The following is a 24,827-nucleotide window of genomic DNA, read 5'->3' on the forward strand; positions in this document are numbered from 1 at the left end:
CTCGTGTGCGGCGGCGCACCCGGCCCTACACTGAAGCTCCAAGGGCGCCGCTTGACGGGAAACAGGCCCTGCCGTCGCTGTGGGAGGTATGGGTATGTCCATCCGGGAACCGTTGAAACTCCGCAAGGCCGCGCTTGCAGGCGCGGTGGCACTCGCGCTGACGGGCACCGGCGTCGCCATCGCCTGGGCCGCCGACCCGCCCGCGCCGTCCCCGCCGTCGTCATCGGCTCCGGGGAATTCGGACAAGGCGCAGGGGTCCGGCAAGCCGGACAAAGCTCAGGGGCACAACAAGCCGGACAAAGCCCAGCGCCCGCAGCACCTGCACGGGGAAAGCGTGGTCAAGAAGGCCGACGGCACGTTCGTAACAGAGTTTGGCCAGCGCGGCACGGTGCAGGCCGTCAGCGGTACGTCCATCACGGTCAAGAGCGAGGACGGCTACTCGCAGGCCTACACCGTGAACGCCGAAACGAAAATTGCTCAGGTGCCGCCGGCGGACAGCACCCCGGGGATGGCCGACGGCGGCAAGCGGCCCAAGCCGGCAGCGGGGTCTATTGCGGACATCGCCACGGGTGACGTTGTCCGGATCTCCGGGGTGAAAAGCGGGGATCAGGTCACGGCGGAGCGGATCCTTGAGGGTGCCGACGACGGACCGGGTCTGGGGATGGGCCGCGGGCACGGCCACGGCAAGGGCCACTCAAAGTAGGTAGCGGCAAGTGTCGTTTTGGACGCTCAAAACGGCACTTAGTGCTACCCAGTTGGGTCAGCCCTGCTCCACCAGCCCCGCCATGATGCCCTGCAGTGCTTCGGCGACTGTCATGACGGAACGGCGCTTCAGATTCTCGGGCCGCGCCAACAAGTCAATCCGGCGGCGGGTGCTGATCCCCTCCAGGGGCCGCAGCACAATGTCCGGGTTGAGAACCGGTCCTGCGGTGTACCTCGGCAGCAGCCCCACTACTCCACCCGCTGCCACCAGCGCCGCCACTGTGGAGTAGTCGTTGATCCGGTGCACGATGTTCAGTTCGCGGCTGGAAACAGCGGCGACGGCGGACAACACATCCGCGGGGGAGTAACCGGTGTGGCTGGTCACCCACGCCTCGCCGCCGACGTCGTCTGCCGTCACGGCCGCTTTCCCGGCAAGGGGGTGGCCCGCGGGCAAGGCCACATCCAGCGGTTCGTGAGCCAGCGGAATCACCGTCACCCGCTCCGCAGGCCACCGCGGGCTGTGGTCCATCCGGTGGGCAAGGACCAGGTCGTAGCGTGCCGTCAGGGCGGGGAAGTCCTGCTGGGCGACGTCCTCATCCGAGAGCTCGATCCGCGGCTGGCCGGGGGCATCGAGAATCCTGGCCAGCGGCGCGAACACCGCCTGTCCCGCGCTGTGGAACCCGCACAGGGTTACCCGGCCCGCCGCGGAGCCGTGGTAATTGCCGATGGCGTCCCGGGCATCAGCCATCGCGCTGACCACGGCGGCTCCGGCGTCGGCCAGTACCTGCCCGGCGTCGGTAAGCACCAGGTTGCGGCCCTCCTTGCGGGTGAGCGGAACATCGACTTTCCGCTGCAGCAGGGCCAGCTGCTGGGAGACGGCAGAGGGGGTGACCATCAGGGTCTCCGCCACTGCCTTGACGCTGCCCAGGGCTCCCAGTTCACGCAGGATTTCAAGCTGGTGTATCTCCACGGGCCCAGTCTACGCGTTAGCCATGGCTACATCGTCGATTGAGAACTTCGCTGTTGTGCTAAAGCTTCTTCCTCGCTGTAATGAGGAGGGCAGGACCTGCCAACGACGCACAAAGAGTAAGGAAGCCGATGAAGGCTTTGTACAAGGCCGGCCCACAGGCCGGCTTCGAGCTGGTGGACCGCCCCGAACCGGCAGCAGGGCCCGCGGACGTGAAAATCCGGGTCATGACCACCGGCATCTGCGGCACCGACCTCCACATCCAGTCCTGGGATTCCTGGGCGCAGGGGATCATCGAAGCTCCCCTGATCCCCGGCCATGAGTTCTACGGTGAAGTAGTCGACATCGGCGAGGACGTCCGTGACGTCAAAGTCGGCGACCGGGTCTCCGGCGAAGGCCACGTGGTCTGCGGAATTTGCCGGAACTGCCGCGCGGGTCGACGCCAAATGTGCATCCACACCGTCAGTGTGGGCGTGCAGCGCGACGGCGCGTTCGCCGAGTACGTGGTGATCCCGGAAACCAACGTCTGGGTCCATCACGATCCGTCTGTTACCCCCGAGCTCGGCGCCATCTTCGATCCCTTCGGCAATGCCGTGCACACGGCCCTCAGTTTCCCGCTGGTGGGGGAGGACGTGCTCATTACCGGTGCCGGCCCCATCGGGCTGATGGCCATCGCAGTCGCCCGCCACGCCGGAGCCCGCAAGATCGCCATCACGGACGTCTCGCGGCCAAGGCTGGACCTGGCCCGGCAGCTCGGCGCAGACCTTGCCATTGACGTCTCCACCACCCGCGTCCGGGAGGCCCAGCGGGAGCTGGGGATGCGCGAGGGTTTCGACATCGGGATGGAAATGTCCGGCCACCCCACGGCCCTGCCGGAGATGATCGACAACATGAATCACGGCGGCCGGATCGCCATGCTGGGGCTGCCCAGCCAGGACATCACCATCGACTGGGGCAAAGTAGTGACCCACATGCTCACGCTCAAGGGCATCTACGGCCGGGAGATGTACGAGACCTGGTACGCGATGAGCGCCATGCTGTCGTCCAATCCCGTCCTGCACGCAGGCATCTCCGCCGTCGTCACCGATACGCTCCCTGCCGCACAGTGGGAAAAAGGCTTCGACCTGGCCCGCAGCGGTGCAGGCGGAAAAGTTGTCCTCGACTGGACCCAACTCTAAGGAACACCATGTACACCTCGATCAAGGAACAGCTGAGCACCGAGCTGGAGGACATCCGCACCGCGGGGCTCTTCAAAACCGAGCGCAGCATCAATTCGCCGCAGTCCAGCCACATCACCGCAGGCCTCATCGGCCAGCAGGATGCCAACGTGCTGAACTTCTGCGCCAACAACTACCTGGGCCTGGCGGACCATCCTGAAATTATCAGCGCAGCGAAGGGGGCCATGGACGAACGTGGCTTCGGCATGGCCAGCGTGCGGTTCATCTGCGGCACCCAGGACCTGCACCTGGAGCTCGAAGCCCGCGTCTCGCGGTTCCTGGGAACCGAGGACACCATCCTGTTCTCCAGCTGCTTCGACGCCAACGGCGGCGTTTTCGAGTCCCTGTTCGGCCCGGAGGACGCTGTCATTTCCGATGCACTGAACCATGCCTCCATCATTGACGGCATCCGCCTGTGCAAAGCGCAGCGTTACCGGTACGCCAACCAGGACATGGCTGACCTCGAGGCGAAGCTCGTTGAGGCAAAGGATGCCCGCCGCAAGATCATCGTCACCGACGGGGTCTTCTCGATGGACGGGTACCTGGCGCCGCTGGAGGCCATCTGCGACCTCGCCGAGAAGCACGACGCCCTTGTCATGGTGGACGATTCCCACGCCGTCGGCTTCATGGGCGCAACCGGCGCAGGCACACCCGAGCATGCAGGCGTGTCGCAGCGGCTGGATATCTATACCGGGACCTTCGGCAAGGCACTGGGCGGGGCATCAGGGGGATACGTCTCCGGCCGTGCGGAGGTGGTGGCCATGCTGCGGCAGAAGGCCCGCCCCTACCTCTTTTCCAACTCCCTGGCCCCGGCTATCGTCGCCGCCACCATCAAGGCACTGGACCTGGTGGAGAACTCGGCGGAGCTGCGCCGCACGCTTTTTGACAACGCCGCACTCTTCCGTCGCCGTATGACGGAGGAAGGATTCGACCTCCTCCCCGGCGAGCATGCCATCGTCCCGGTGATGTTCGGCGACGCCGTCCTGGCCGCGAAGGTGGCTGACCGGATGCTGCAGCACGGCGTCTTCGTTACCGCTTTCAGCTTTCCCGTGGTTCCGCGCGGGGCGGCCAGGATCCGCGTGCAGCTTTCGGCTGCGCATTCAGCGGACGACGTCGAAGCCTGCGTGCGTGCCTTCGTCGCCAGCCGTGCCGAGGTGGCAGCGTGACGGCAGTCACCGCCCGCCCTTAACTCTGCAAGGATGGTGCCATGGCAGCACACTATGACGTCCTGATCGTCGGCGGCGGAATTGCCGGGCTTTCCCTGGCTTCGGCGCTGGCGGGCACCTGCAGCGTGGCGTTGGTGGAGGCTGAGCAGGAGCTGGCGTACCACACCTCCTCCCGCTCAGCCCGCCAGCTCATCCCCAGCTACGGCCCGCCCGTGGTCCAGGAACTGACGGTCCGCACCCTGGAACTGATCGCAGCCCGCGATGCCGGGCTGCCCGAACCCGTGCTCACGCCCCGCAGCTTTATGCTGATCGGGACCGAGGAGGCGGTGGCGGCGGAAGCCAGCGGCCACATGCGCTCCATCACCCCGGCCGAGGCGTTGGAACTCTGCCCGGCCCTGGTCCCGGAGTCGTTCACCGCCGCCGGGCTGGACACGGGATCCTTTGGCTGTAACGCACCACTGCTGCTCGCGGACCACCGCCAGCGGGCACTTGCAGCCGGGGTGGACATCATTACGGGCGCGCGGGTCCACTCCGCGCAGCGCCTTGGATCCGGCTGGCAGGTGGGGGCCGGGATGGAGGCATTCGGAGCCGGCGTCCTGGTTAACGCGGCCGGCGCCTGGGCAGACGAGCTGGCTGTGATCAGCGGAGTGGAGAAGCTCGGGCTGCAGCCATACCGGCGCACCGCGGCCATTGCCGCCGTCGAACGTCCCTTGCCGCCGCAAAGCCCCATGGTGGCGGCTGCGGATAACACGTTCTACTTCCGGCGCGAGGGTAACGACGTGCTGATTTCCCCGTCCGAATCGGTGCCCAGCGGTCCAGAGGATGCCAAGCCCCGCCCGGGAGACGTGGAGCGCCTGGTGGCCAGGCTCAACCAGTTGACCACGTTGGGCATCACGGACGTCCGCCGAGCCTGGACCGGGTTGCGGACCGAAGCGGCCGACGGCGTCCCCGTGGCCGGCTTCGATGCGGAAGCCCCCGGCTTCTACTGGCTCGCCGGCCAGGGTGGCTATGGCTTCCAGACATCGTCCGCCATGGCGGAGCTCGCGGCTGGGCAAATCCTCGCCGGACTCGAATCTGCCGGCAATGTTGCCCAGGCAGCTGAGGATGGTCCGGCATCCCGGACAGCTCAGGCGCTCGCGGCCACCCGCTGGTCAGTCCGGCGCTGAAGAATGGTCGTATGAGTACGCTGATCACCAATATCGCCGAGCTGATGACGCAGGATCTGGAGCGCCGGGTCCTGCGGGACGCTGCGGTGGTGGTGGAGGGGGAGCGGATTTCGTGGATCGGCGCCGCTGCGGAGGCTCCCGCTGCCGATGACGCCGTAGACGCCGGCGGCCGGGCCATGATCCCTGGCTGGGTGGACTCCCATACGCACCTGCTCTTCGCTGGTGACCGGACGGCGGAGTTCGAGGCGCGGATGGCGGGGGAGTCGTACTCCGCAGGGGGTATCGCCGTCACCATGAACGCCACCCGTGCCACATCCGATTTCGACCTCACCCGCCTGGCGCTGTCCCGCATTGACGAAGCCGTTTCGCAGGGAACCACCTACATCGAGACGAAGACCGGCTATGGCCTGGACCTCGAACATGAGACCCGGAGCGCTCGCATCGCTTCCACCGTGGCAGATCAGGTGACGTACCTCGGTGCGCACCTGGTCCCTGCCGGACAGGACGCGGACGAGTACACCGACCTCGTGTGCGGCCCAATGCTCGCCGCCGTCCGGCCGTACGTGCAGTGGGCCGACGTATTTTGCGAGGAGGGGGCCTTCAACGCTGAACAATCCCGGCGGGTCCTGCTGGCCTGCCGTGACGCAGGCCTGGGGCTGCGCGTCCACGGAAACCAGCTGGGTGAAGGCCCGGGCGTGCAGCTCGCCGTCGAACTCGGAGCTGCGAGCGTGGACCACGTGAATTACCTCGCGGATGAGGATGTTGACGCCCTGGCCGGAACCTGGAGCGGGTGGGATGCCGCTTCCGGAACGGGTGCGACGGGGACTGTGGCAACGTGCCTGCCCGCCTGTGATCTTTCGACGCGCCAGCCCCTTGCCCCCGCACGGGCGCTGCTCGACGCCGGCGTCCAGGTGGCGCTGGCCTCCAACTGCAACCCTGGCACGTCCTACACCAGCTCGATGGCGTATTGCGTCACCACCGCGGTGCTGCAGATGGGCCTCAGTGTCCATGAAGCTGTTCGGGCGGCGACCTACGGCGGCGCCCTTGCACTGCGCAAGGACAAGGGAAACGACGCCGATGGCGAACGCGCGGTCGGTTCAATTGCCGTCGGGCACCGGGCGGATCTTCACCTGCTCAATGCGCCGTCGGCTACCCATCTGGCTTACCGTCCGGGCATGCCGCTGACGTACGCTGTTTGGCGTGCGGGTGGGAGGGCCAGGTAAATCCGGCGGCAGACTGACGTTAGTTGATCATTAGGGTTCTGTTATGATCAGAAAGCGTCATCTCACCCGATGGCGGGAGTATCTGGAGGCCCCTGCATGACCCGCACTGACCGGCTGACGGCCATACTCGATCTCCTGGCCAGGACCGGCCAGGTGGAGGTCGAAGAGATCGTCAGCACCCTCAACGTGTCCCCGGCCACCGCCCGCCGCGACCTGGACAGCCTCGCAAAGCGGCGGCTGCTCACCAGGACCCGGGGTGGTGCCACGACAGGTGCGTTGGCCTACGACCTGCCTGGCCGGTACAACCGCGACGATCACGCCGAGGCGAAGGAGCAGATTGCCCAGGCGGCCTCTGCATTGATTGCCCCCGGCGCCGTAATCGGGCTTTGCGGCGGCACCACCAGCACTGCGCTGGCCCAGATCCTGGCCACCCGCGAGGACCTCAACGCGCCTTCCAACCAGCCCACCCTCACCGTGGTTACCAACGCCATCAACATCGCCGGACAGTTGGCGGTGCGGCCCAACATCAAAGTCATGGTCACCGGCGGGATCCTCAATCCGCGGTCGTACGAACTGGTGGGGCCGTACACGGACATCATTATGCAGAAGGTGGTGCTGGACATCGCCTTCATCGGCGTCAACGGCATCGATCCCGAAGTTGGGCCAACCAATACGGGGGAGGGGGAGGCCTCGGTGAACGCCTTGCTCGCCAGCCGGGCGCGTGTCTCCTACGTGCTGGCTGACTCGTCCAAAGTTGGGGTGCGCGCCTTTGCCACCATGGACGGTTACGACTTCACCCGCTTGATCACGGATGCGGGGATCTCGGCGCGCGACAAGGCGGCGTTTGAGGCCAACGGCACGGAAGTGATCGTCGCAGCGGGCTGAATCCGGTTGTAGCTGGGATTCGAGCCATCCGGCGCGAGGGTCCGCCTGTGCAGGCCGGACACTGCAGGGCAATCAGGCCGGATCCAGAAACTGCAGGCAAGATGGGTACATGCTGGTTCCCTCCCGCCGTCGACTGCGGATAGAAGTCTGGATTGTCCTGGGCCTGTCCTTGGGCCAGTCTGCCGTGTACTCAGTGGTGCAGCTCCTGGACAAGATGACCCGCGCACCGCTGGCGGAAGGCACCTCCACGCTCAACCGGTCGCAGAGCACACGCGAGTACTTCGACCTGACGTACCAGCTGCTGGACATCATCTTTGCGCTGGTGCCGGTGCTGCTGGTGATCTACTTCCTCACCGACCAGCGGCAGGCCTCCTCGGGCGACGGCAGCAACGCCGGTTCGGCTTTCCGCAAACTCGGTTTCAACTTCGAGCGGCCTGGGCGGGACATGCTTCAGGGGCTGGGGCTGGCCGCGTTGATTGGTATACCGTCCCTTGGCCTTTATGCGGCGGGCAGGGCTCTCGGAATCACGACGGCGATCATTCCCAGCGCTTTGGACGCGTACTGGTGGACGGTCCCGGTGCTGATCCTGTCCGCAATGCGCCATGCCGTGGTGGAGGAAGTCATCGTGGTGGGTTACCTCCTGAACCGTTTCGGAAAGTTCGGCTGGAGCATTCCGCTGTCAATCATGGTGAGCTCGCTGCTGCGCGGCACGTACCACCTGTACCAAGGGTTCGGTCCATTCATCGGCAACGTGGTGATGGGCATCGTATTCGCGTGGCTGTACACCCGCACGCGGCGGGTGATGCCCCTGGTGATTGCCCATGCACTGCTGGACATCGTCGCATTCGTTGGCTTCAGCCTGTTCGGCAAGGCTGTGGGGCTGGGGTAGGGCGGCCAAGCTGACGAGGCCAGCGTGATGCGGCCCGGGTGCCGAGGCCAGCGTGATGCGGCCCGGGTGCCGAGGCCAGCGTGATGCGGCCCGGGTGCCGAGGCCAGCGTGATGCGGCCCGGGTGCCGAGGCCAGCCTGATGGGCCCAGGTGCCGAGGCCAGCGTGATGCGGCTCAGCTGCCTCAGCCGAGTTGAAACAGGGCAGCTGCCACAGCCAAGCTGACGCGGTAAGGGTTCGGTCGACGGCAGTTCATCCCGTGTCACAGCGCTGATCCGCCCGGCCCCCTGTGCCCCTGCCCGGTATGTGCGATCTGCACGTCATCGGACGGCGGCCTTTGGAAGGAACCATCTCGCGCAGGCCTTAAGTCTGAAGGGTTATCGAGCAATGGCCACAGCTCTGACGGGTCATCGGGTGGGGGCCATAGTTCCAGGAGGTCATCAAAGGCGCGGATGCTCTCTGGCACGGCAGAATCTGGCCAGTGGGGTGGTTCCCAGTCCTGGTGTTCGCTTTTGTAGTGCCGGCCCGTGGGTGAGATCCAGCCGGCTGATTCGTTTTTGGTGGCTGGTGTTGGTTTCCAGCCGCTGATGTGGCGGAGTTTGTGATGTTTGGGGCAGGGTTGGCCGAGGTTGGATATGCCGGTGGTGCCGCCTTTGTGCCAGGCGAGGATGTGGTCCGCTTCGTTGTCCAGGGAGATGTTGCTGCAGCCGGGGAACGGGCATTTACCGTCCCGCAGCAGCAGCCAGTTCCGCATCGCTTTGGTCAGCCGGTAGCTGGTGCGGCCGATCTCCAACGGCGCCCCGTCCCGCGCATCGACCAGGACCCGGTAGAACGAGCCGGCGCCGTCGGCGATGAGTCTGCGTGCCATGGACGGTGGGATGGGTCCGGACCCGTCCAGCATCGCCGGTTCGTCGGTGAGGCCCAGCAGCGAGAACACGGGCACGGTGACCAGGACCTGTGCCCGGATCGACGACGACGGGCCGGCATTTGTTCCTGCCGCCGCGTCGTGACCGCCGCTGGTGGTCCCACCGAGGAGCAGGTTGCTATAGAGGTCCGCTCGTAACTGGGTGAGGGTCCGGGGTTCGTCCGGGCCTTGCAAGCGCCGCGCTGCCACCGTGAGCCGATCCCAAATGGCGGACGCTTGGTCAGCGGGCAGGCAGGCTGCGATGCAGGCCATTCCGTCCTGATCCGGCCGGTATTCCACCCGCCGGTCCGCCAGGCCCTGAGCGTGGCGTTTTTCGATGGACTCGGCGTGGTGGCGTTCCCGCCAGGTCCTGGCCTTGGTTTTGAACCGGTACGCCGGCATCCCCCCGATCATCGCCGCGGCGGCCGGTCTCGGTGTGTCCGGGTCCAGGAAATGGGCCTCCAAGGCGGCGGCCCCGGCCGGGTCCAGGGTGGCGGCCTCATCCACCATCACTCTGGCGTGCTGCCAGGAGATCGTTCCCTCCTGCAGGGCAGCCAGCGTCCGGGGCAAGGAAGTGGTCAGGGCGTAGGACTGGGCCAGCAGCCCGCCGGCGGCCCGGTCACTGAGGGCCAGGACGCACCCGATTTCGGCCGCGATCGCCATCTCCTGTGCCTGCACGGGCGCGTCCGGCGCAGCGGCGCGCGCAGAGTCGGCGTATGTCCCTGTGGCCTTGGCCAATAATCCCGACACCCGGGCCTGGACCCTGGCCCCGCCGGCAAGGATTTCCAGGCAGCCATCGGCAAGGCCGGCTAACGGATCAGCCTCCGAAAATGGCTCGGAACCCATCCCCTCCGCTTCGGCATTGAGCACAGCAAGAGCGGCATCGATGTCCTCAAACGCCTTCGCCACCGCCGCTTTCCCCATAAACCAATCATGACAAGGGGGTGCGACATTCCGGAGAGCGCTGATGGAAATGGATTCGGCCGCCATCGGCAGGTGACGCCGTTGTCACAAGCTGATGGCGGCCGAAGTTTAGAAGGGCAGTCCTGCCCAGCCGGGGCCCGGGCAGGACTGCCCGGGCCTATGAAGCAGGATTAGATAGTGACAGCTCCACTGGAGGTCTCGAACGTCACCGAAAGGATTCCGGGGGTCCCGTGCGGTGCCACCCACTCCACGGCAACATCTTCGAGCGGCTTCTCCACCGGCTCGCCCAGCCACTCGGTAACCCGTGCTGCAGAGCCGGCTATGGTGAGGCAGCTCATCTTGACGTTGCTCTCGTACGCGTTGGAGGGGTGCAGGGACGGGTCGCCCTCCCACTTCAGCATGTACGGAACCTGCGGGTCGGCAATCAACCCCAGGATACCGATCTGCTTCCAGACCAGTTCGCGGCCGTCAGGAAACTTACGGTTTCCGTTGACGGCGGAGCGACCGAGCCGTTCTTCAAAGGGAAGCAGGTCATCAACCTCCACGCACCAGCCCATCCAACCGCCCCCGGCCGCAGACCGTGCACGCACTGCCTGTCCGAAGGGAGCCTTGTCGGAAGCGGGGTGGTCCAGGACCTCGACGACTTCGAGGTACTTGTGCCCCGCGAGGGGGATGATCATATTGCGGGTTCCGAACCGCGGGTGTACCCCGCCCTTCACTGCCTCAACGCCGAGGGCAGACGAAATACGTTCGGTGGTGGCAGCCAGGCCATCGTGTTCACAGGCGTAAGAGACGTGATCCATGCGCATGGCAACATCTTGGCACTTTGTGATCGGGCTCTCAGCTAAGGGTAGCCTTACTGGGTTCTTTGATGTCAGCCGTGCTGAAATTCGCACCCGCAACAAGCCTTCACTCAGAACCTTTCGGTCCATATGTTCCCGTTAGACCAGTAGATGATGCCGTTTTCGAAGCGCTGGGCGCGAGTGGACGTATTCAAGGAGTACTCGTCGGTGACCGGGCGTCCGATGAAGGAGTAGCCTCCCCTCCGCTCATATTCCCAGCGGATGGCTCCCTGCAGCAGCCTGGTTCCATATTGAGGTGTGAAATAAAAGGTTCCACCCTGGAAAGCCTGGACCGCACCCCCCTCAAGCCAGCGGCTCTCATCGGACACCGGGTAACCGGCAACTCCGGTCTGGCCGCCCTTATTCCACCAAGCCTCCCGGATTCCGGCGCCGATGTAGTGGAGGCCAATTTGCGGTGTGTAGTACATCGTTCCGTTCGTGAAGTGCTGGGCTATGGCTCCGCCGCCCAAAGGCTCCTCGTCGCGGATGGGGTAGCCCGCGTCATGGCCGATGTACCACTTCTTCTCAATGGCACCCCAGAGCGGGTGTGCCCCACCTGCCGGCGACCAGAAAATTATCCCATTTTGGAACTGTTGCTGCGCCCCGCCTGGAACGGTTTGTTCCTGGCTGGTGGCCGCGCCCAGCTGCGACGCCGGTCCACCCATTGAGTTGTACTTGGCCCCGATCGCGCCACCCACCGAGAAGTTGTTGACTGAAGCTGATGCGGTGTGCAGCAGACGGTTTGGCGTTCCACTTCCAGTTCCTGAAATGGTTCCTCCGATGGCGGACGAGACGAGCCGATCGGTCACTTGGGTGGGTGTTAACAGAGGGTTGCCGGATAAGAGGAGGGCGGCAGCACCAGCCACGTGCGGAGTAGCCATGGACGTTCCACCGAGTGACGCCGTGGCCGTGGCGGAAGTGTGCCAGGCGGAGAGGATGCCAACACCCGGCGCGTAGAGGTCCACGCATTTGCCGAAGTTTGAGAAGGAGGCCTGCCGGTCGGAGGAATCGCTTGCCGCTACCGTGACGGCGGAGGGCATACGGGCTGGAGACGCCGTGCAAGCGTCCACGGCGTTGTTCCCGGCTGAAACGATGGCCGGGAGGCCGTTGGTGATGACGGCCTGGACTGCTGCATCGAGCACGCTGCTGGTGGGTCCGCCGATACTCAGGTTGACTACGGCCGGAGTGCCAGGGCGGTGGTGACCGGCAACCCAATCGAGCCCTGCGATGATGTCCGAATAGAGGCCGGAGCCATCACATGCGAGTGCCCGTACCGGAATAAGGGTGGCGGATTTGGCCACACCGTGGACGGCGCCGCCGATGACTCCTGCCACGTGCGTGCCGTGGCCGTTGCAGTCGCTTGATCCCAGGCCGTCAGCCTTTGCTGTCCATCCAGCGCTGACCCGGCCGCCGAAATCGGCATGAGATGCGAGGATCCCGGTGTCCACAACGTATACGCTGACGCCCTGGCCGGAGGCGGCAGGTGTGTAGGAACCGGACAGCGGCAGTGCCTGTTGATCGATCCGGTCGAGGCCCCACGGGGCGTTGCGCTGCACCTCGGATACTGTGGCAGCGTGGTCCGGTTCCACCGCTGCGGCCCGGCCCGAGCGGAGCAGGGCGGCAGCCTGCGCCGGGCTGGCTTCGATGGCAGCGCCCTTCACTGCCTTGGTAAAAGTTTTGTTGACGCCGATTCCCTGGGCGCGGAGGGCCGTCACCTCGACGGCGACGTCCTTGCCCGGAGCGAACTGGACAAGGTAGCGGCCGCTGTCACCCCCGCCAGCGGAAGGAGCGGCGTGCGCTGCGGAAGCCACCCAGGGGCCGGCTGCCACCGCGCCTGAGCAGAGGACGACGGCGGAGAGCAGCACGGTGCGACGTGCCAGGCGAAGGAATTGGGGCAACTGAATGTGGTCCTTTTGTGTGGAAGAGAAAAGGGGCGGTGACGTGTTCCCGGCTCAAATCTAACGGGGGACGGGCGGCAAACGGTCAACCTTCGCTCAATCCTGCGCGTCTTCTGCGGAACCTTGGGAAATCAACATGTGGCGCCTCCTGTGCTCCACCCTCGTCTGGAAGTGTCGTCCAACAGGGGCGGGAAGTCACAACCGGTCACACTCGTGGCGACGGGCACGTGGAGTTCCTACACTGAGCTCAGGTCATGAGCGCCAGCGCCAAGCCCCGGCTCGCTGGCCGGCAACCCTCCATCCGCGGTGGGGTGCCCCGGGTGAGGACCTGGTTGTCCGGCAATGGCCGGATGGCAAGCGCGGCCCGCGGTGCTTCGAGCATGCCGGGCCCATGTCAAAGGAGCCTCAATTGTCCAACGGATGGTCTTTCGAAACCCGCCAGATCCACGCAGGGCAGGAGCCGGACGCTGCCACGGGTGCCCGTGCACTTCCGATTTACCAAACCACGTCCTTTGTGTTCCCCAGCGCCGAGAGCGCAGCGAACCGCTTTGCCCTTGCCGAGCTGGCGCCCATCTACACCAGGATCGGCAACCCCACGCAGGAAGCCGTGGAACAGCGGATCGCAAGCCTCGAAGGCGGCCTGGGAGCCCTGCTGCTCAGCTCGGGCCAGGCCGCTGAAACCTTTGCGGTCCTGAATATTGCCGAGTCGGGGGACCACATTGTGGCCAGCCCCAGCCTGTACGGCGGCACCTACAACCTCTTCGCCCACACCCTGAAGAAGTTCGGCATCAGTGTCACGTTTGTGGCGGACCCGGACAACCTGGACCAGTGGCGCGCCGCCGTGCAGCACAACACCAAGCTGTTCTTTGGTGAGGTGGTCTCCAACCCGCGGCAGGACGTCCTGGACATCGAAGGCGTTTCCCAGGTTGCGCACGAGGCCGGCGTGCCCCTGATCGTGGACAACACCCTGTCCACCCCGTACCTGATCCGCCCGCTGGAATGGGGCGCGGACGTCGTGGTGCACTCGGCCACCAAATACCTGGGCGGCCATGGTTCCGCGATCGCCGGCGTCATCGTGGACTCCGGCAAGTTCGACTTCGGCAAGGACCCTGCGAAATTCCCCGGCTTCAACACCCCGGACCCCACCTACAACGGGCTGGTATATGCCCGCGACCTCGGCGCCGACGGTGCCCTGGGTGCCAACCTGTCCTACATTCTGAAGGCCCGGGTGCAGCTGCTGCGCGACCTTGGCTCGGCAGTGTCGCCCTTCAACGCCTTCCTTATCGCCCAGGGACTGGAGACCCTGAGCCTGAGGGTGGAACGTCACGTCGGCAATGCCTTGGAAGTTGCCCGATGGCTGGAAGCGCGTGACGACGTCGAATCCGTCGCCTACGCCGGGCTGCCGTCCAGCCCCTGGTACGAGCGCGGACGCAAGTACGGTCCCAAGGGCACCGGCGCGATTGTGTCGTTCAACCTCGCCGGCGGCGCGGAGGCGGGCAAGCGCTTTGTGGACGCGCTGGAGCTGCACTCCCACGTGGCAAACATCGGTGACGTCCGCTCCCTGGTGATCCATCCGGCGTCGACCACCCACAGCCAGCTCTCACCGGAGCAGCAGGTGGTTGCCGGCGTGAACCCCGGCCTGGTGCGGCTGTCGGTGGGGATCGAGCATATCGATGACATCCTGGCTGACCTCGAGGCCGGCTTCCGGGCGGCCAAGGAGGCCACCAGCGCCTAACCGTACCCAAGGCACCAGCGCGGCGCGGGCCGGGGAAGTCACAACCAGTCACACTCTTGGCGGCAGGCAGGGCCTGTTTCGTACACTCGAACCAGGTCATGAGTGCCAGTGACAGCCCCGGCTTGCTGGCCGGCAACCCTCCTTCCGCGGTGGGGTGCCCCGGGTGAAGACCTGGCCTGCCGGTCATTCGACGGCGGGCAAGCGCGTAGAAGAGGTCTTGCCATGACGGTTACCGTCACCCGTACCACCGTCCCCGAACACGGGATTGTCCGCTATGCCTCCATCGGGGGACTGAAGCTGGAAGCCGGCGGATACCTGCCGGACGTCACCCTGGCCTACGAAACCTGGGGCACTCTGAACGAGGACGGCAGCAACGCCGTCCTCATCGAACACGCCCTGACCGGCAGCACCCACGTAACCCGGGGCGATACCGACGAACCCGGCTGGTGGGAACAACTCGCCGGGCCGGGTGCGCCGGTGGATACCAACCGTTTCTTCGTAGTGTCCATCAACATCGTGGGCGGCTGCTATGGGTCCACGGGCCCGTCGTCGCTTGCTCCGGACGGAGCGCCCTGGGGCTCGCGTTTTCCGCTGGTGACCCTGCGGGACAGCACTGTGGCGGAGGCCCGCCTGGCCGACCAGTTGGGGATCGAGAGCTGGTTTGCCGTGCTGGGCGGATCGATGGGCGGGGCGCGGGCGCTGGAATGGGCTGTTATGTACCCGGAGCGGGTGCGGCGTTGTGCTGTGATTGCCGTGGGCGCCGCGAGTACCGCCGAGCAGATCGCCTTTGCGCAGGCACAGACCCTCGCCATCCGGCAGGACGCCAATTTCAACGGCGGTGACTACTACAACGGACCCGCCCCCGAGGAGGGCCTGGCCCTGGCCCGCCGCATCGCCCACATTACATACCGCTCCCCGGTGGAGCTGGACGGACGGTTCGGACGCGCGCCGCAGTCGCCCGAATCGCCGCTTCAGGGCGAGCAGCTGGCAGCCCGCGGGCGGTACCAGGTGGAGAGCTACCTGGATCATCAGGGCACCAAACTGGTCCAGCGCTTCGACGCCAACAGCTACATCGCCATCACCGAGGCCCTGATGAGCCACGACATCTGCCGGGGACGGGGGCCGCTCGCCCAGGCCCTGTCCAGTGTCAATGCGCGCTTTTTTGTCGCCGCTGTGGACTCCGACCGGCTCTACTTCCCGTCCCAGTCACGGGAGCTGGCGCGGGCCCTTCCCGGAGAGGTTGACGTCCACCTCATCGAGGCGCCCATTGGGCACGACGGGTTTCTCACCGAGATCGGCCAGCTGGGATCGCAGCTCCGCGAGCACCTTTTGGCATAGCGCCACCTCCCAAAAGCCCGAATATGTGCATTAATGCAGATGGGCTCTGCATGATTCGCCGTTGAGCTGGGCGGAGAGGCAGACCATACTCAATGGGACCCGGCGGTTCGTGGCCAAAATCACGCGTATCCGCCACAGCCTGTCCCAGTGGTGTCGAAGACGACGCCGAAGGAGTTCACTAAATGAGTACGGAAAGCTCCGCCGCACGGCGGCCCGAGGAAACCGACGTCAAGGCCTCCGGCCTGAAGAAAGTGGTTACGGCCTCCATGGCCGGCACTGTTGTTGAGTGGTACGAGTTTTTCCTCTATGCCTCCGCCGCCACCCTGGTGTTCGGCAAGATGTTCTTCCCCAATTCAGGGACCGAACTTGATGGCATCATCGCCGCCTTCGTCACCTATGCCGTGGGCTTCGTGGCCCGCCCCATCGGCGGCATCGTCTTTGGCCACTTCGGAGACAAGTTCGGCCGCAAGCAGCTGCTGCAGCTAAGCATCATCCTGGTGGGCGTTGCCACGTTCCTGATGGGATGCCTGCCCACCTTCGCCCAGATCGGCTACTGGGCTCCGGCCCTCCTGGTGTTCCTGCGCTTCGTGCAGGGCTTCGCCGTCGGCGGTGAATGGGGCGGCGCCGTGCTGCTGGTTGCCGAGCACAGCCCCAACAAGTCCCGCGGGTTCTGGTCCAGCTGGCCACAGTCCGCCGTGCCGATGGGCAACCTCCTGGCCACCGGCGTGCTGTTCACCCTTTCGGCCACGCTGTCCCAGGAAGCATTCCTTGGCTGGGGCTGGCGCGTCGCCTTCTGGCTCTCCGCCGTGATCGTGATCGTCGGCTACTACATCCGCACCAAGGTCCAGGATGCGCCGATCTTCATTGAAGCCCGCAAGGAAGTCACGGTGGAGAAGAAGGGCTACGGTGTGGCCGAAGTCTTCCGCCGCTACCCGCGCGGCGTCTTTACCGCCATGGGCCTGCGTTTTGCCGAGAACATCCTGTACTACCTTGTGGTCACGTTCTCCATCACCTACCTGAAGATCATCGTCCAGACTGACACCTCCCGCATCCTCCTGCTCCTGCTCGTGGCGCACTTCATCCACTTCTGCGCCGTCCCGCTCGTCGGCAAAATGTCGGACGCGTTCGGCCGGCGCCCGGTCTACATGGCAGGCGCCATCCTCGGCGGCACCTGGGGCTTCTTCGCCTTCCCCATGATGGACACCGGCAACGACATCGTCATCCTGGCCGCCATCACCATCGGCCTGCTGTTCCACGCGCTGATGTACGCTGGCCAGCCGTCCATCATGGCAGAGATGTTCCCCACCCGGATGCGGTACTCCGGCGTTTCCCTGGGCTACCAGGTGACCTCCATCGTCGCCGGATCGCTGGCACCGATCATCGCCACCTCGCTGCTGAATAGCTTCAAGTCCTCCACTCCGGTGGCGCTCTACCTGCTGGGAGCCTGCATCGTGACCGCCATCGCCGTGTTCTTCCTCAAGGAGACCCGCGGCATCTCGCTCCACGACGTGGACGCAGCCGACGCCAAGGGCACCGCCGACCTGCTCGCGGCCGGCAAGAAATAGTCACCGGCACCACCAGAGCCACACAGCACCAACTGCCCGGACCCGCGACCCCGCAGGCCCGGGCAGTTGGGCGTCAGCACCTTCGACGAAGTCAGGATCTCCCATGAAAGCAGCCGTCCTCTACTCCACCGTCCCGTCCGGCACCAGCTACACCGAAGCGCATCCCCTTCGGGTCGAGGAGCTTGACCGGCCGGAACCCCGCGCAGGCGAGCTGGGCATCACCATCACCTACTCGAGCCTGTGCCACTCGGACCTGTCAGTGGTTGACGGCTCCCGCGTCAGGCCCCTTCCCATGGCACTGGGACACGAGGCTGTTGGGCGGGTTGCCGCGGTGGGTGAAGGTGTCACGGATGTTTCCCCCGGGGACCACGTGGTCCTGGTCTTCGTCCCCAGCTGTGGCGACTGCCGTGCATGCCGGGCGGGCCGCCCGGCACTCTGCCACCGTGCGGCGGAAGTCAACGGGTCGGGGGACCTGCTGCACGGTGAGGCGCTGCTGCGGACGCCCGCGGGGAAGCGGATCAACCACCACCTGGGGGTTTCGGCCTTCGCCGATTACGCCGTGGTGGCCCGCGAATCGGTGGTGGTCATCGACGACGACGTCCCCGACACAGTCGCGGCAATGTTCGGTTGCGCCGTCCTCACCGGGATGGGAGCTGTCCTCAACACCGCGGCCGTCCAGCAAGGCCAGTCCGTCGCGGTCTTCGGCCTCGGCGCTGTGGGGCTTTCGGCCGTCATGGCCGCTACCCTGGCCGGTGCCTCCTCCGTGATCGCCATCGATCCGAATACCGGCAAGCACGGCCTCGCCCTGGAGTGCGGGGCAACCGCCGTGGGGACCCCGGACGAGGCTCCCCGCCTGATCCAGGAGGCCGCCGGCGACGGCGTGGACACCGCCATCGAAGCTGTAGGATCAGCCCGGGTCATTGCATCCTGCCTCGAGCAGGTAACGCGTGGCGGCGCCGTGGTCTCGGTGGGGCTGCCGCACCCAACGGCGGAACTCACTGTGCCCGCGCTCCAGTTCGCGGGGGCGGGCAAGCGGCTGCTGGGCTCGTATATGGGCGACGCCGTTCCGGGCCGGGACATCCCCCTGTACCTTGGATACTGGCGGGAGGGCAGGCTTCCTGTTGAGCTGCTGCACACCGACACCCGGCCGCTTGAAGAGATCAACGAAGGCCTCGATGCGCTGGCCGCGGGGCAAGTTGTGAGGCGGCTCTTCCAAGCCTGAAAAACGGCTCCCGAGGACCGAGACCTAGGCAGCCAGCAAGTCCTGGCGTTTGGTAACTTCTTCCTTCAGCGCAGCGATCACGGCCTGCACCCGGGCGGACCGCAACGATTCCGGCCGTGCCACGGCCCAGATGGGCACCTGGCGCTGGAAGGCGTCGGGGAGCACCGGAACGAACTCCGGATTCCGCGCCACCATGAAGTTTGGAAGCAAACCGATGCCGGCGCCGCGGCGCACGGCCTCCACCTGGGCAAAGATGCTCGTCGCCTGGAAGCTGGACTTCGGCACGGGCAGCTGCGAGGACCGGTGGCCCAGTTCGGCAACCTGGAGAGCCGACTCAACGTAAGAGACGAAGCCGTGCTGCCCCACGCCGTCGGGCGTGTCCGGCAGGCCCCGCTCGGCGGCGTAGGCCGGGCTGGCGTAGAGCCGAAGGAAGTAGTTGGTCAGGAAGATGGCCTGCGCGTTGCTCACGTCCGTGCGGCCAACCACCACTTCCAGGTCCACGCCGGAGCGGTTCTGGCTGACTTTGCGCGTGGCACTGAGCATCTCCACATTCAGCAGGGGATGCCGCTGCTGAAGACGGACCAGCGCAGGGGTCACGAATTCGGCGCCGAAACCGTCGGAGGTGCTCAGGCGCACCATGCCGGACAGGGCATCCCGGTCCTGGCCCGTAACGGCCGCCAACGACCCCAGCGTTTCTTCAATCGTTTCCGCCGCGGCCACGGCCGAAGCCCCCAGCTCCGTCAGTTCCCAGCCGTGCGGGCTGCGCTCCAGGGTGCGGCCGCCGAGTTGCTTGTCGAGGGCGAGGATCCGGCGGGAGATGGTGGTGTGGGTGGTGCCCATCGTTTCCGCGACGGCATTGAAGCGTCCAAGCCGAGCCACCGTGAGCAAAATCAGTAAGTCGTCCGGACTCGGAAGCCGCGCCACCCGGTGCCCTTTCCTTCTTGTGCATCAGTGCACATGCCATCTGTGATTTTTCCCCTTGATTGCACTCTAGCAGGGTGTGATGGTGGACACAGACCTTCCGGCTGCCCTCGGCCGGAGGCACAGCGAAGGAGCTTATGCCATGGCAGTAGTCGGTTGGATCGGTTTGGGAAACATGGGCGGTTCCATGTCGGGAAACCTCGCCAAGGCCGGTCACGACGTTCGGGGATTCGACCTCAACCCGGCCGCTCTCGCCGCTGCGGAGGCGGGCGGGGTGAAGCCGGTCGGGAGCATCGCCGAGGCAGTGGCGGGCGCCGACGTCGTCTTCACCATGCTTCCCAAGGGCGAGCATGCCAAGGCTGTCTACCTGGGCGGGGACGGGGTGCTGGCGCATGCTGATGCGCGCACACTCCTGGTCGATTCCTCCACGATCGATATCGCCGCCGCCGGGGAATTGCACGACGCCGCCGCTGCCGCCGGCTTCCGCTTCGTTGATGCCCCTGTCTCGGGCGGAATGAGCGGGGCCAAGGCGGGAACGCTCACGTTTATGGTGGGTGGTGAAGCGGATGCCGTGGCCGACGCCACGCGCTACATCGAGCCGATGGCAGCCAACATCATCCCAACCGGCGGAGCCACCACCGGCCAGGCGGCGAAAATTTGCAACAACCTGATGCTCCTGATCAACCTGGCCTCCACTGCCGAGGGTGCCGTGCTGGCGGACCGGCTGGGCCTGGACAAGAAGGTGTTCTGGGACATCGCATCCGTTTCCTCCGGGGACAGCTGGGCCCTGCGCACCTGGTACCCCGTTCCCGGCGTGGTCCCCAGCGCTGCATCCAACAATGACTTCGCACCAACGTTTACCGCCGAGCTGGCGAACAAGGACATCGGCCTGGCCATCAGTGCTGCCGAGGACACCGGAACGCCGCTTGAAATCGGCAAGCACGTTCAGCAGCTGTACCAGCGCCTCATTGATGCGGGCCAGTCCGGCAAGGACTGCTCCATGATCATCAAGCTCGCCGACGGTTCCCTGGATTCAGCAAAGTAGAAGAGAGACCTCCATGCACACCATTCCGCATTACATCAACGGCGGCCGCGTTGCCGACGCCGAACGCTTCGGCCTTGTCTACAACCCTGCTACCGGAGAGCAGGAAAAGCAGGTGGCACTGGCCTCCGCTGCCCGGGTAGAAGAAGCCATTGCCGCCGCCTCGGCAGCGCTGCCGGCCTGGCGGGCCACGAGCCTGGCCAAACGGACCAACATCTTCTTCCGCGTCCGCGAAATCCTGACCCAGCGCAAGTCCGAGCTGGCCGCCATCCTGACCAGTGAGCACGGCAAAGTACTCTCCGACGCCGAAGGGGAAATCTCCCGCGGACTCGAGAACATCGAGTTCGCCACCGGGCTGTCCCACATGCTCAAGGGGGAACGCTCCGAGCAGGTCTCCAGCGGCGTGGACGTCCACTCCGTCCGGCAGCCCGTGGGCGTCGTGGCCTGCATCACCCCGTTCAACTTCCCGGCCATGGTGCCGCTCTGGATGATCGGCAGCGCCCTGGCGTGCGGGAACACCGTGCTCCTGAAGCCCAGCGAAAAGGATCCGTCCTCGGCCGTGTTCATCGCGGAAGTTTTCGCCGAAGCGGGCCTGCCGGCCGGTGTGCTGAACGTGGTGCAGGGCGACAAAGAGGCGGTGGACGTCCTGCTCGAACACCCGGACGTCAAAGCTGTCAGCTTCGTGGGCTCAACGCCCATTGCGCAGTCGATTTACAAGCGTGCCGCGGACCACGGCAAGCGGGTCCAGGCCCTGGGCGGGGCCAAGAACCACATGGTGGTCCTGCCGGACGCTGACCTGGACATGGCGGCAGACGCCGCAATCTCGGCTGCCTACGGCTCGGCAGGCGAGCGCTGCATGGCGGTCAGCGTTCTCGTCGCCGTCGGCGCCATCGCAGACGACCTTGTGGCGGCCATCCAGAGCCGGATGGCTACCCTGACGATCGGTCCAGGCACCGATCCGGCATCGCAGATGGGGCCGCTGATCACTGCCGAACACCGGGAGAGGGTGGCCTCCTATGTGGCTGGTGCCGAAAACGAGGGTGCCACGGTGGTTGTCGACGGCCGTTCGCAGCAGTTCGATTCGAACGGGTTCTTCATCGGAGTCAGCCTGGTGGACCACGTCAAGCCGGGCATGAAGGTGTACGACGACGAAATCTTCGGCCCCGTCCTGTCCGTGGTCCGGGTGGATACCTACAGCGATGCGGTCCGCCTGGTCAACGACAACGAGTTCGGCAACGGGGTTGCCATCTTCACCCGCGACGGCGGCGCGGCCCGCCAATTCGAGTTCGACGTCGAGGCGGGCATGGTGGGCGTCAACGTGCCCATCCCGGTGCCGGTTGGCACGTTCTCCTTCGGCGGCTGGAAGAACTCCCTGTTTGGCGACACGCACATGTACGGGCCGGACAGCATCCGGTTCTACACCAGGGGCAAAGTGGTCACCACACGGTGGCCGGACCCCTCGACCTCCGTCATCGACCTGGGCTTTCCGCAGGTGGACTGACGCAGGAGGACTGACGCAGGTCAGCCGTTCATGATCTCGCCGCGGCGGGTCATGTACTCCTCCACGGAAAGTTCCCCGTTGCTGTACTTCTCATCCAGTTCGGCGAGCTTGCGTGCGCGGTAGCCCTGCGGGGCCGACGGCGGCGGGGGAGTGGCAGGTGCCGCGGGCTGCTGCGGGGCTTGGGGTTGCCCCTGCCGGGGTTGTTCCGGCTGGGGCTGCCCGTACGGCGGAAACTGCTGGTCCATGGGTGGAACCGGCTGGATGGGCGGCAGTGGATGGGGCCGGTCAAGTTCACGGAATCCGCCGCTGAAATAGTCCTGCTGGGTGTAGCCGTCCCGGGGCTGTTTGCTCTGCGGGCCGGCCGAACCGGGGAACTGGCCGCCCGGGAACTGGCCACCGCCCGGGAACTGCCCTCCGCCGGGGAACTGCTCGGGGTAGCGCCCGGAAAAGCTTTGCTCGTGGTTCCTGCGGGCGACAGACTTCCGGTACATCCGCATGGCCATCGGGATCAGGAATGACAAAATGATGATCCAGAAAAACAAGTTGCTCACGGTGCCGTGCCTCTCATGTGTGTCCTTCCAGCTTAGCCCCGTGGTGCACTCGGACGGCCGGGAGTCCGGTGAAGGCGCCGTACCGCTCAACTGCTTCCTGAATTGCGGCTGCCAGCGGGGAACCCGGCCGGTCGTCGGCACTGGTGAGCCGGATATCCAGCTCACACCGTCCGGGAAGCAGCGTATGCCGCCAGGAACCGGCCATCCGCCCGTCCAGCAGCACCACGTGCATCGGCTGGCCTTCGAAAGGGAATGCGGGAGCTCCGCCGCCCATGTAATGCCGGGTGGCCGAATAGCCCATGATGTATTCGTCGTAGCACTGGACCAGGTCCACCCGGGGACCCTGGACCGTAGTCCGGCCGGCTTGCGTCCCCGGACCGGGCTGGTCGGCCGCGAAGTGATGCTCGACGCCGTCAATCACGGTGGCGGCCAGCGCATTGGGCCGTGCCTCCCAGGCCGCCTGTAGCCCCTTCCGGACGTCCGTCACAGTTAGACCCGACCAGCCGGCGCAGTCCTTGGCCGTGGCGGGCCCGCGGCTGGAGAAATAGCGGAAGGCCAGTTCAGCCAGCACTTCCTCGCGGTCCGGCGTCGGTTGCCTGCCGGCCGGAACCCGCTCGTCAAAGAGGGCATAAGTCTGTTTTAGCGCCCCGCCGCGGCTGCGGACAGGCGTGCCGCTGACAAGGACACCACTGACCTCGGCGTGCATGATGATGTACGCAAGGCGCAGTCCACTGGCCCCGATGCCGGCGGCCTGCAGCTTTCCGGCGAGTTGCTCGCGGGTGAGGTGGTTACCACCCGCCACAGCCCCGGCCAACACCTCCCCGGCCCGGGTGGCAGTTGCGGCATCGATTCCGGTGAGACGGTACGTCGCCGCGTTGGCCTGGTGGAGCCGTGGGGCCGAGAGGGCTGACAGCCAGCGGAGGTCGTCCCGGTGGACGAAATGCCAGGTGGGGCGAAGGATATGAGTGCGCAGGATCCGGCCATCGGCCACTGCGCCCTCGATGTCCGCTGCCGTCACCGGCGGATCAACACTGCCTGATACCCGCTGGGCGAGGCTCCATCTGGCGTAGGGAAATTCCTGTGCCTGCACGGCCAGCAGGTTGCGCAGGGCGGCCTCCGGCGAGGGAGCGCCTGGTTCGCGGAGCAGCTGGGAGGAAAGCCGCTGCCGTACTACCGCATCCGGTTCCATATCCATCGCCACCTAGCTGTATTAAGAGAGCTTCGTGACGCGGCTGCCCGCCGCCTGTCCGGATGCATCGCCCCGGCGCTAGCGCCGGGCAGGCTCAGCAGTCCCCAGCGGACCCTCGCCGGATCCCAGCGGAACGCCCGGACCAAAGATGGGGCCCGGCGTCGGACGCTTTGCGGTGATCCCGTCCCCGGAGGACTGGTGGCGCAGCCTGCGCAGTACCCACGGAACAAAGTACTCGCGGGCCCACACAAGGTCTCCGGAGCGCGCCTCGCGCCAGGTGCGGGGCGGCAGTGGTTTGGGCTGCAGCGGCTCCAGCGTGTGCTCCACGTTCAGCGAGTCCAGCACCATGGCCGCGATCGTATGGTGGCCAAGAGGGGAGAAGTGCAGCCGGTCCCGGTCCCACATCTGCGGGTCGCTGAGTTGCCGCAGCGACCACATGTCGGCGATAACGGCATCATGCCGGGCAGCCACGGTACGCAGGTTTTCGTTGTAGATGGCCACCTTGCTGCGGATCCTGCCCAGCACCGAGGAGCCGGTGTCCGGTCCGTTGAAGAGGACCACCGTTGCACCGCCCATTGCCAGGATCTGCACCACCGAGTCGAGCTTCTCAGCCAGGGCATCAGGGTCGCCGCCCGGGCGCAGCAGGTCGTTGCCGCCGGCCGAAAGGGTGACGAGGTCCGGCTTGAGCGCCAGGCACGGGGCAAGCTGCTGGTCCACGATCTGCTGCAGCAACCTGCCGCGCACTGCCAGGTTCGCGTAGGCGAAGTCGGGCTGCGTACGGCCCAGTTCCTCCGCCACCCTGTCCGCCCAGCCGCGGTAGCCGCCGGGGCGTGAGGGCTCGGGGTCGCCGATGCCCTCCGTGAAGGAATCGCCCATTGCCACGTAGCGGGTCCAGGGGTGGGATCCGGCGCGGGCAGTGGGGGATTGAATGGCACTTGTGTCAGTCACGGTCCTATCCTGCCTTCCGCTTCACTGGCTACGC

Annotated in this window: 21 protein-coding genes and 2 riboswitches; of the genes, 13 read left to right on the top strand and 8 right to left on the bottom strand. The window is 65.9% G+C overall.

Annotated elements, in window-relative coordinates:
- The first annotated feature begins 94 nt into the window (after nucleotides 1-94).
- Nucleotides 95-703 (top strand): DUF5666 domain-containing protein, encoded by a 609-nt coding sequence (locus G6R19_RS09770; RefSeq protein ID WP_163164361.1) that lies wholly within the window; start codon nucleotides 95-97, stop codon nucleotides 701-703.
- Between the two features lie 57 nt (nucleotides 704-760).
- Here the strand turns inward: G6R19_RS09770 and G6R19_RS09775 are convergent, their stop codons facing one another.
- Nucleotides 761-1,672 carry a LysR family transcriptional regulator gene (locus tag G6R19_RS09775; protein WP_163164362.1) on the bottom strand — a complete coding sequence of 304 codons (912 nt, stop codon included), beginning with the start codon at nucleotides 1,670-1,672 and terminating at the stop codon, nucleotides 761-763.
- Between the two features lie 128 nt (nucleotides 1,673-1,800).
- Here G6R19_RS09775 and tdh point away from each other — a divergent pair, with 128 nt between their 5' ends.
- The 6 genes from tdh to G6R19_RS09805 all read left to right on the top strand — a co-directional run bounded on the left by tdh (nucleotide 1,801) and on the right by G6R19_RS09805 (nucleotide 8,215).
- Entirely contained in the window at nucleotides 1,801-2,847 is a 1,047-nt protein-coding gene (tdh, locus tag G6R19_RS09780; protein WP_163164363.1) for an L-threonine 3-dehydrogenase, read from the top strand.
- An 8-nt stretch (nucleotides 2,848-2,855) separates the two neighbouring features.
- On the top strand, nucleotides 2,856-4,052 hold the full coding sequence (locus G6R19_RS09785) for a glycine C-acetyltransferase (RefSeq protein WP_163164364.1): 1,197 nt from the start codon (nucleotides 2,856-2,858) through the stop codon (nucleotides 4,050-4,052).
- 41 nt (nucleotides 4,053-4,093) lie between these two features.
- Complete coding sequence (locus tag G6R19_RS09790) at nucleotides 4,094-5,218, top strand: FAD-dependent oxidoreductase (protein WP_163164365.1); 1,125 nt, start codon at nucleotides 4,094-4,096, stop codon at nucleotides 5,216-5,218.
- Nucleotides 5,219-5,229: 11 nt separating this feature from the next.
- Entirely contained in the window at nucleotides 5,230-6,441 is a 1,212-nt protein-coding gene (hutI, locus tag G6R19_RS09795; RefSeq protein WP_163164366.1) for an imidazolonepropionase, read from the top strand.
- A gap of 96 nt (nucleotides 6,442-6,537) precedes the next feature.
- Nucleotides 6,538-7,326, top strand: coding sequence for a DeoR/GlpR family DNA-binding transcription regulator (locus G6R19_RS09800; protein ID WP_163164367.1), 789 nt, complete (start codon nucleotides 6,538-6,540; stop codon nucleotides 7,324-7,326).
- A gap of 109 nt (nucleotides 7,327-7,435) precedes the next feature.
- Complete coding sequence (locus G6R19_RS09805) at nucleotides 7,436-8,215, top strand: CPBP family intramembrane glutamic endopeptidase (RefSeq protein ID WP_163164368.1); 780 nt, start codon at nucleotides 7,436-7,438, stop codon at nucleotides 8,213-8,215.
- Nucleotides 8,216-8,475: 260 nt separating this feature from the next.
- On the opposite strand, the gene G6R19_RS09810 is transcribed toward G6R19_RS09805, so the two are convergent.
- The 3 genes from G6R19_RS09810 to G6R19_RS09820 all read right to left on the bottom strand — a co-directional run bounded on the left by G6R19_RS09810 (nucleotide 8,476) and on the right by G6R19_RS09820 (nucleotide 12,781).
- The gene (locus tag G6R19_RS09810; RefSeq protein ID WP_163164369.1) at nucleotides 8,476-10,041 is read right to left on the bottom strand and encodes an HNH endonuclease signature motif containing protein; all 1,566 of its coding nucleotides are present in this window, start codon (nucleotides 10,039-10,041) and stop codon (nucleotides 8,476-8,478) included.
- 170 nt (nucleotides 10,042-10,211) lie between these two features.
- The gene (locus tag G6R19_RS09815; protein WP_163164370.1) at nucleotides 10,212-10,850 is read right to left on the bottom strand and encodes a VOC family protein; all 639 of its coding nucleotides are present in this window, start codon (nucleotides 10,848-10,850) and stop codon (nucleotides 10,212-10,214) included.
- A 104-nt stretch (nucleotides 10,851-10,954) separates the two neighbouring features.
- Complete coding sequence (locus G6R19_RS09820; RefSeq protein WP_163164371.1) at nucleotides 10,955-12,781, bottom strand: S8 family serine peptidase; 1,827 nt, start codon at nucleotides 12,779-12,781, stop codon at nucleotides 10,955-10,957.
- Nucleotides 12,782-13,031: 250 nt separating this feature from the next.
- A riboswitch (SAM riboswitch) is annotated at nucleotides 13,032-13,147 on the top strand.
- A gap of 25 nt (nucleotides 13,148-13,172) precedes the next feature.
- Here G6R19_RS09820 and G6R19_RS09825 point away from each other — a divergent pair.
- The 4 genes from G6R19_RS09825 to G6R19_RS09840 all read left to right on the top strand — a co-directional run bounded on the left by G6R19_RS09825 (nucleotide 13,173) and on the right by G6R19_RS09840 (nucleotide 18,641).
- Nucleotides 13,173-14,516, top strand: a complete 1,344-nt coding sequence (locus tag G6R19_RS09825; RefSeq protein ID WP_275898059.1) for a bifunctional o-acetylhomoserine/o-acetylserine sulfhydrylase — start codon at nucleotides 13,173-13,175, stop codon at nucleotides 14,514-14,516.
- A gap of 94 nt (nucleotides 14,517-14,610) precedes the next feature.
- A riboswitch (SAM riboswitch) is annotated at nucleotides 14,611-14,726 on the top strand.
- Between the two features lie 12 nt (nucleotides 14,727-14,738).
- Nucleotides 14,739-15,854, top strand: a complete 1,116-nt coding sequence (locus G6R19_RS09830; protein WP_163164373.1) for a homoserine O-acetyltransferase — start codon at nucleotides 14,739-14,741, stop codon at nucleotides 15,852-15,854.
- 182 nt (nucleotides 15,855-16,036) lie between these two features.
- The gene (locus G6R19_RS09835; RefSeq protein WP_163164374.1) at nucleotides 16,037-17,419 is read left to right on the top strand and encodes an MFS transporter; all 1,383 of its coding nucleotides are present in this window, start codon (nucleotides 16,037-16,039) and stop codon (nucleotides 17,417-17,419) included.
- A 103-nt stretch (nucleotides 17,420-17,522) separates the two neighbouring features.
- The gene (locus G6R19_RS09840) at nucleotides 17,523-18,641 is read left to right on the top strand and encodes a zinc-dependent alcohol dehydrogenase family protein (RefSeq protein ID WP_163164375.1); all 1,119 of its coding nucleotides are present in this window, start codon (nucleotides 17,523-17,525) and stop codon (nucleotides 18,639-18,641) included.
- Nucleotides 18,642-18,665: 24 nt separating this feature from the next.
- Here G6R19_RS09840 and G6R19_RS09845 read toward each other — a convergent pair whose 3' ends face one another.
- Nucleotides 18,666-19,565, bottom strand: a complete 900-nt coding sequence (locus tag G6R19_RS09845) for a LysR family transcriptional regulator (protein WP_163164376.1) — start codon at nucleotides 19,563-19,565, stop codon at nucleotides 18,666-18,668.
- Between the two features lie 139 nt (nucleotides 19,566-19,704).
- Between G6R19_RS09845 and mmsB the strand changes: the two genes are divergently transcribed.
- Together mmsB and G6R19_RS09855 are read left to right on the top strand one after the other, a co-directional pair.
- Nucleotides 19,705-20,607, top strand: coding sequence for a 3-hydroxyisobutyrate dehydrogenase (gene mmsB / locus G6R19_RS09850; protein WP_163164377.1), 903 nt, complete (start codon nucleotides 19,705-19,707; stop codon nucleotides 20,605-20,607).
- 13 nt (nucleotides 20,608-20,620) lie between these two features.
- Complete coding sequence (locus tag G6R19_RS09855) at nucleotides 20,621-22,105, top strand: CoA-acylating methylmalonate-semialdehyde dehydrogenase (protein ID WP_163164378.1); 1,485 nt, start codon at nucleotides 20,621-20,623, stop codon at nucleotides 22,103-22,105.
- A gap of 20 nt (nucleotides 22,106-22,125) precedes the next feature.
- Here G6R19_RS09855 and G6R19_RS09860 read toward each other — a convergent pair whose 3' ends face one another.
- The 3 genes from G6R19_RS09860 to G6R19_RS09870 form a co-directional block, all read right to left on the bottom strand.
- Nucleotides 22,126-22,656, bottom strand: a complete 531-nt coding sequence (locus G6R19_RS09860) for a hypothetical protein (RefSeq protein WP_163164379.1) — start codon at nucleotides 22,654-22,656, stop codon at nucleotides 22,126-22,128.
- Between the two features lie 13 nt (nucleotides 22,657-22,669).
- The gene (locus G6R19_RS09865) at nucleotides 22,670-23,851 is read right to left on the bottom strand and encodes a winged helix DNA-binding domain-containing protein (RefSeq protein ID WP_346010078.1); all 1,182 of its coding nucleotides are present in this window, start codon (nucleotides 23,849-23,851) and stop codon (nucleotides 22,670-22,672) included.
- Between the two features lie 72 nt (nucleotides 23,852-23,923).
- The gene (locus G6R19_RS09870) at nucleotides 23,924-24,793 is read right to left on the bottom strand and encodes an SGNH/GDSL hydrolase family protein (RefSeq protein ID WP_163164380.1); all 870 of its coding nucleotides are present in this window, start codon (nucleotides 24,791-24,793) and stop codon (nucleotides 23,924-23,926) included.
- Nucleotides 24,794-24,827: the final 34 nt, after the last annotated feature.

It is taken from the genome of Arthrobacter sp. Alg241-R88, assembly GCF_900537115.1.
Taxonomy (GTDB): domain Bacteria; phylum Actinomycetota; class Actinomycetes; order Actinomycetales; family Micrococcaceae; genus Arthrobacter.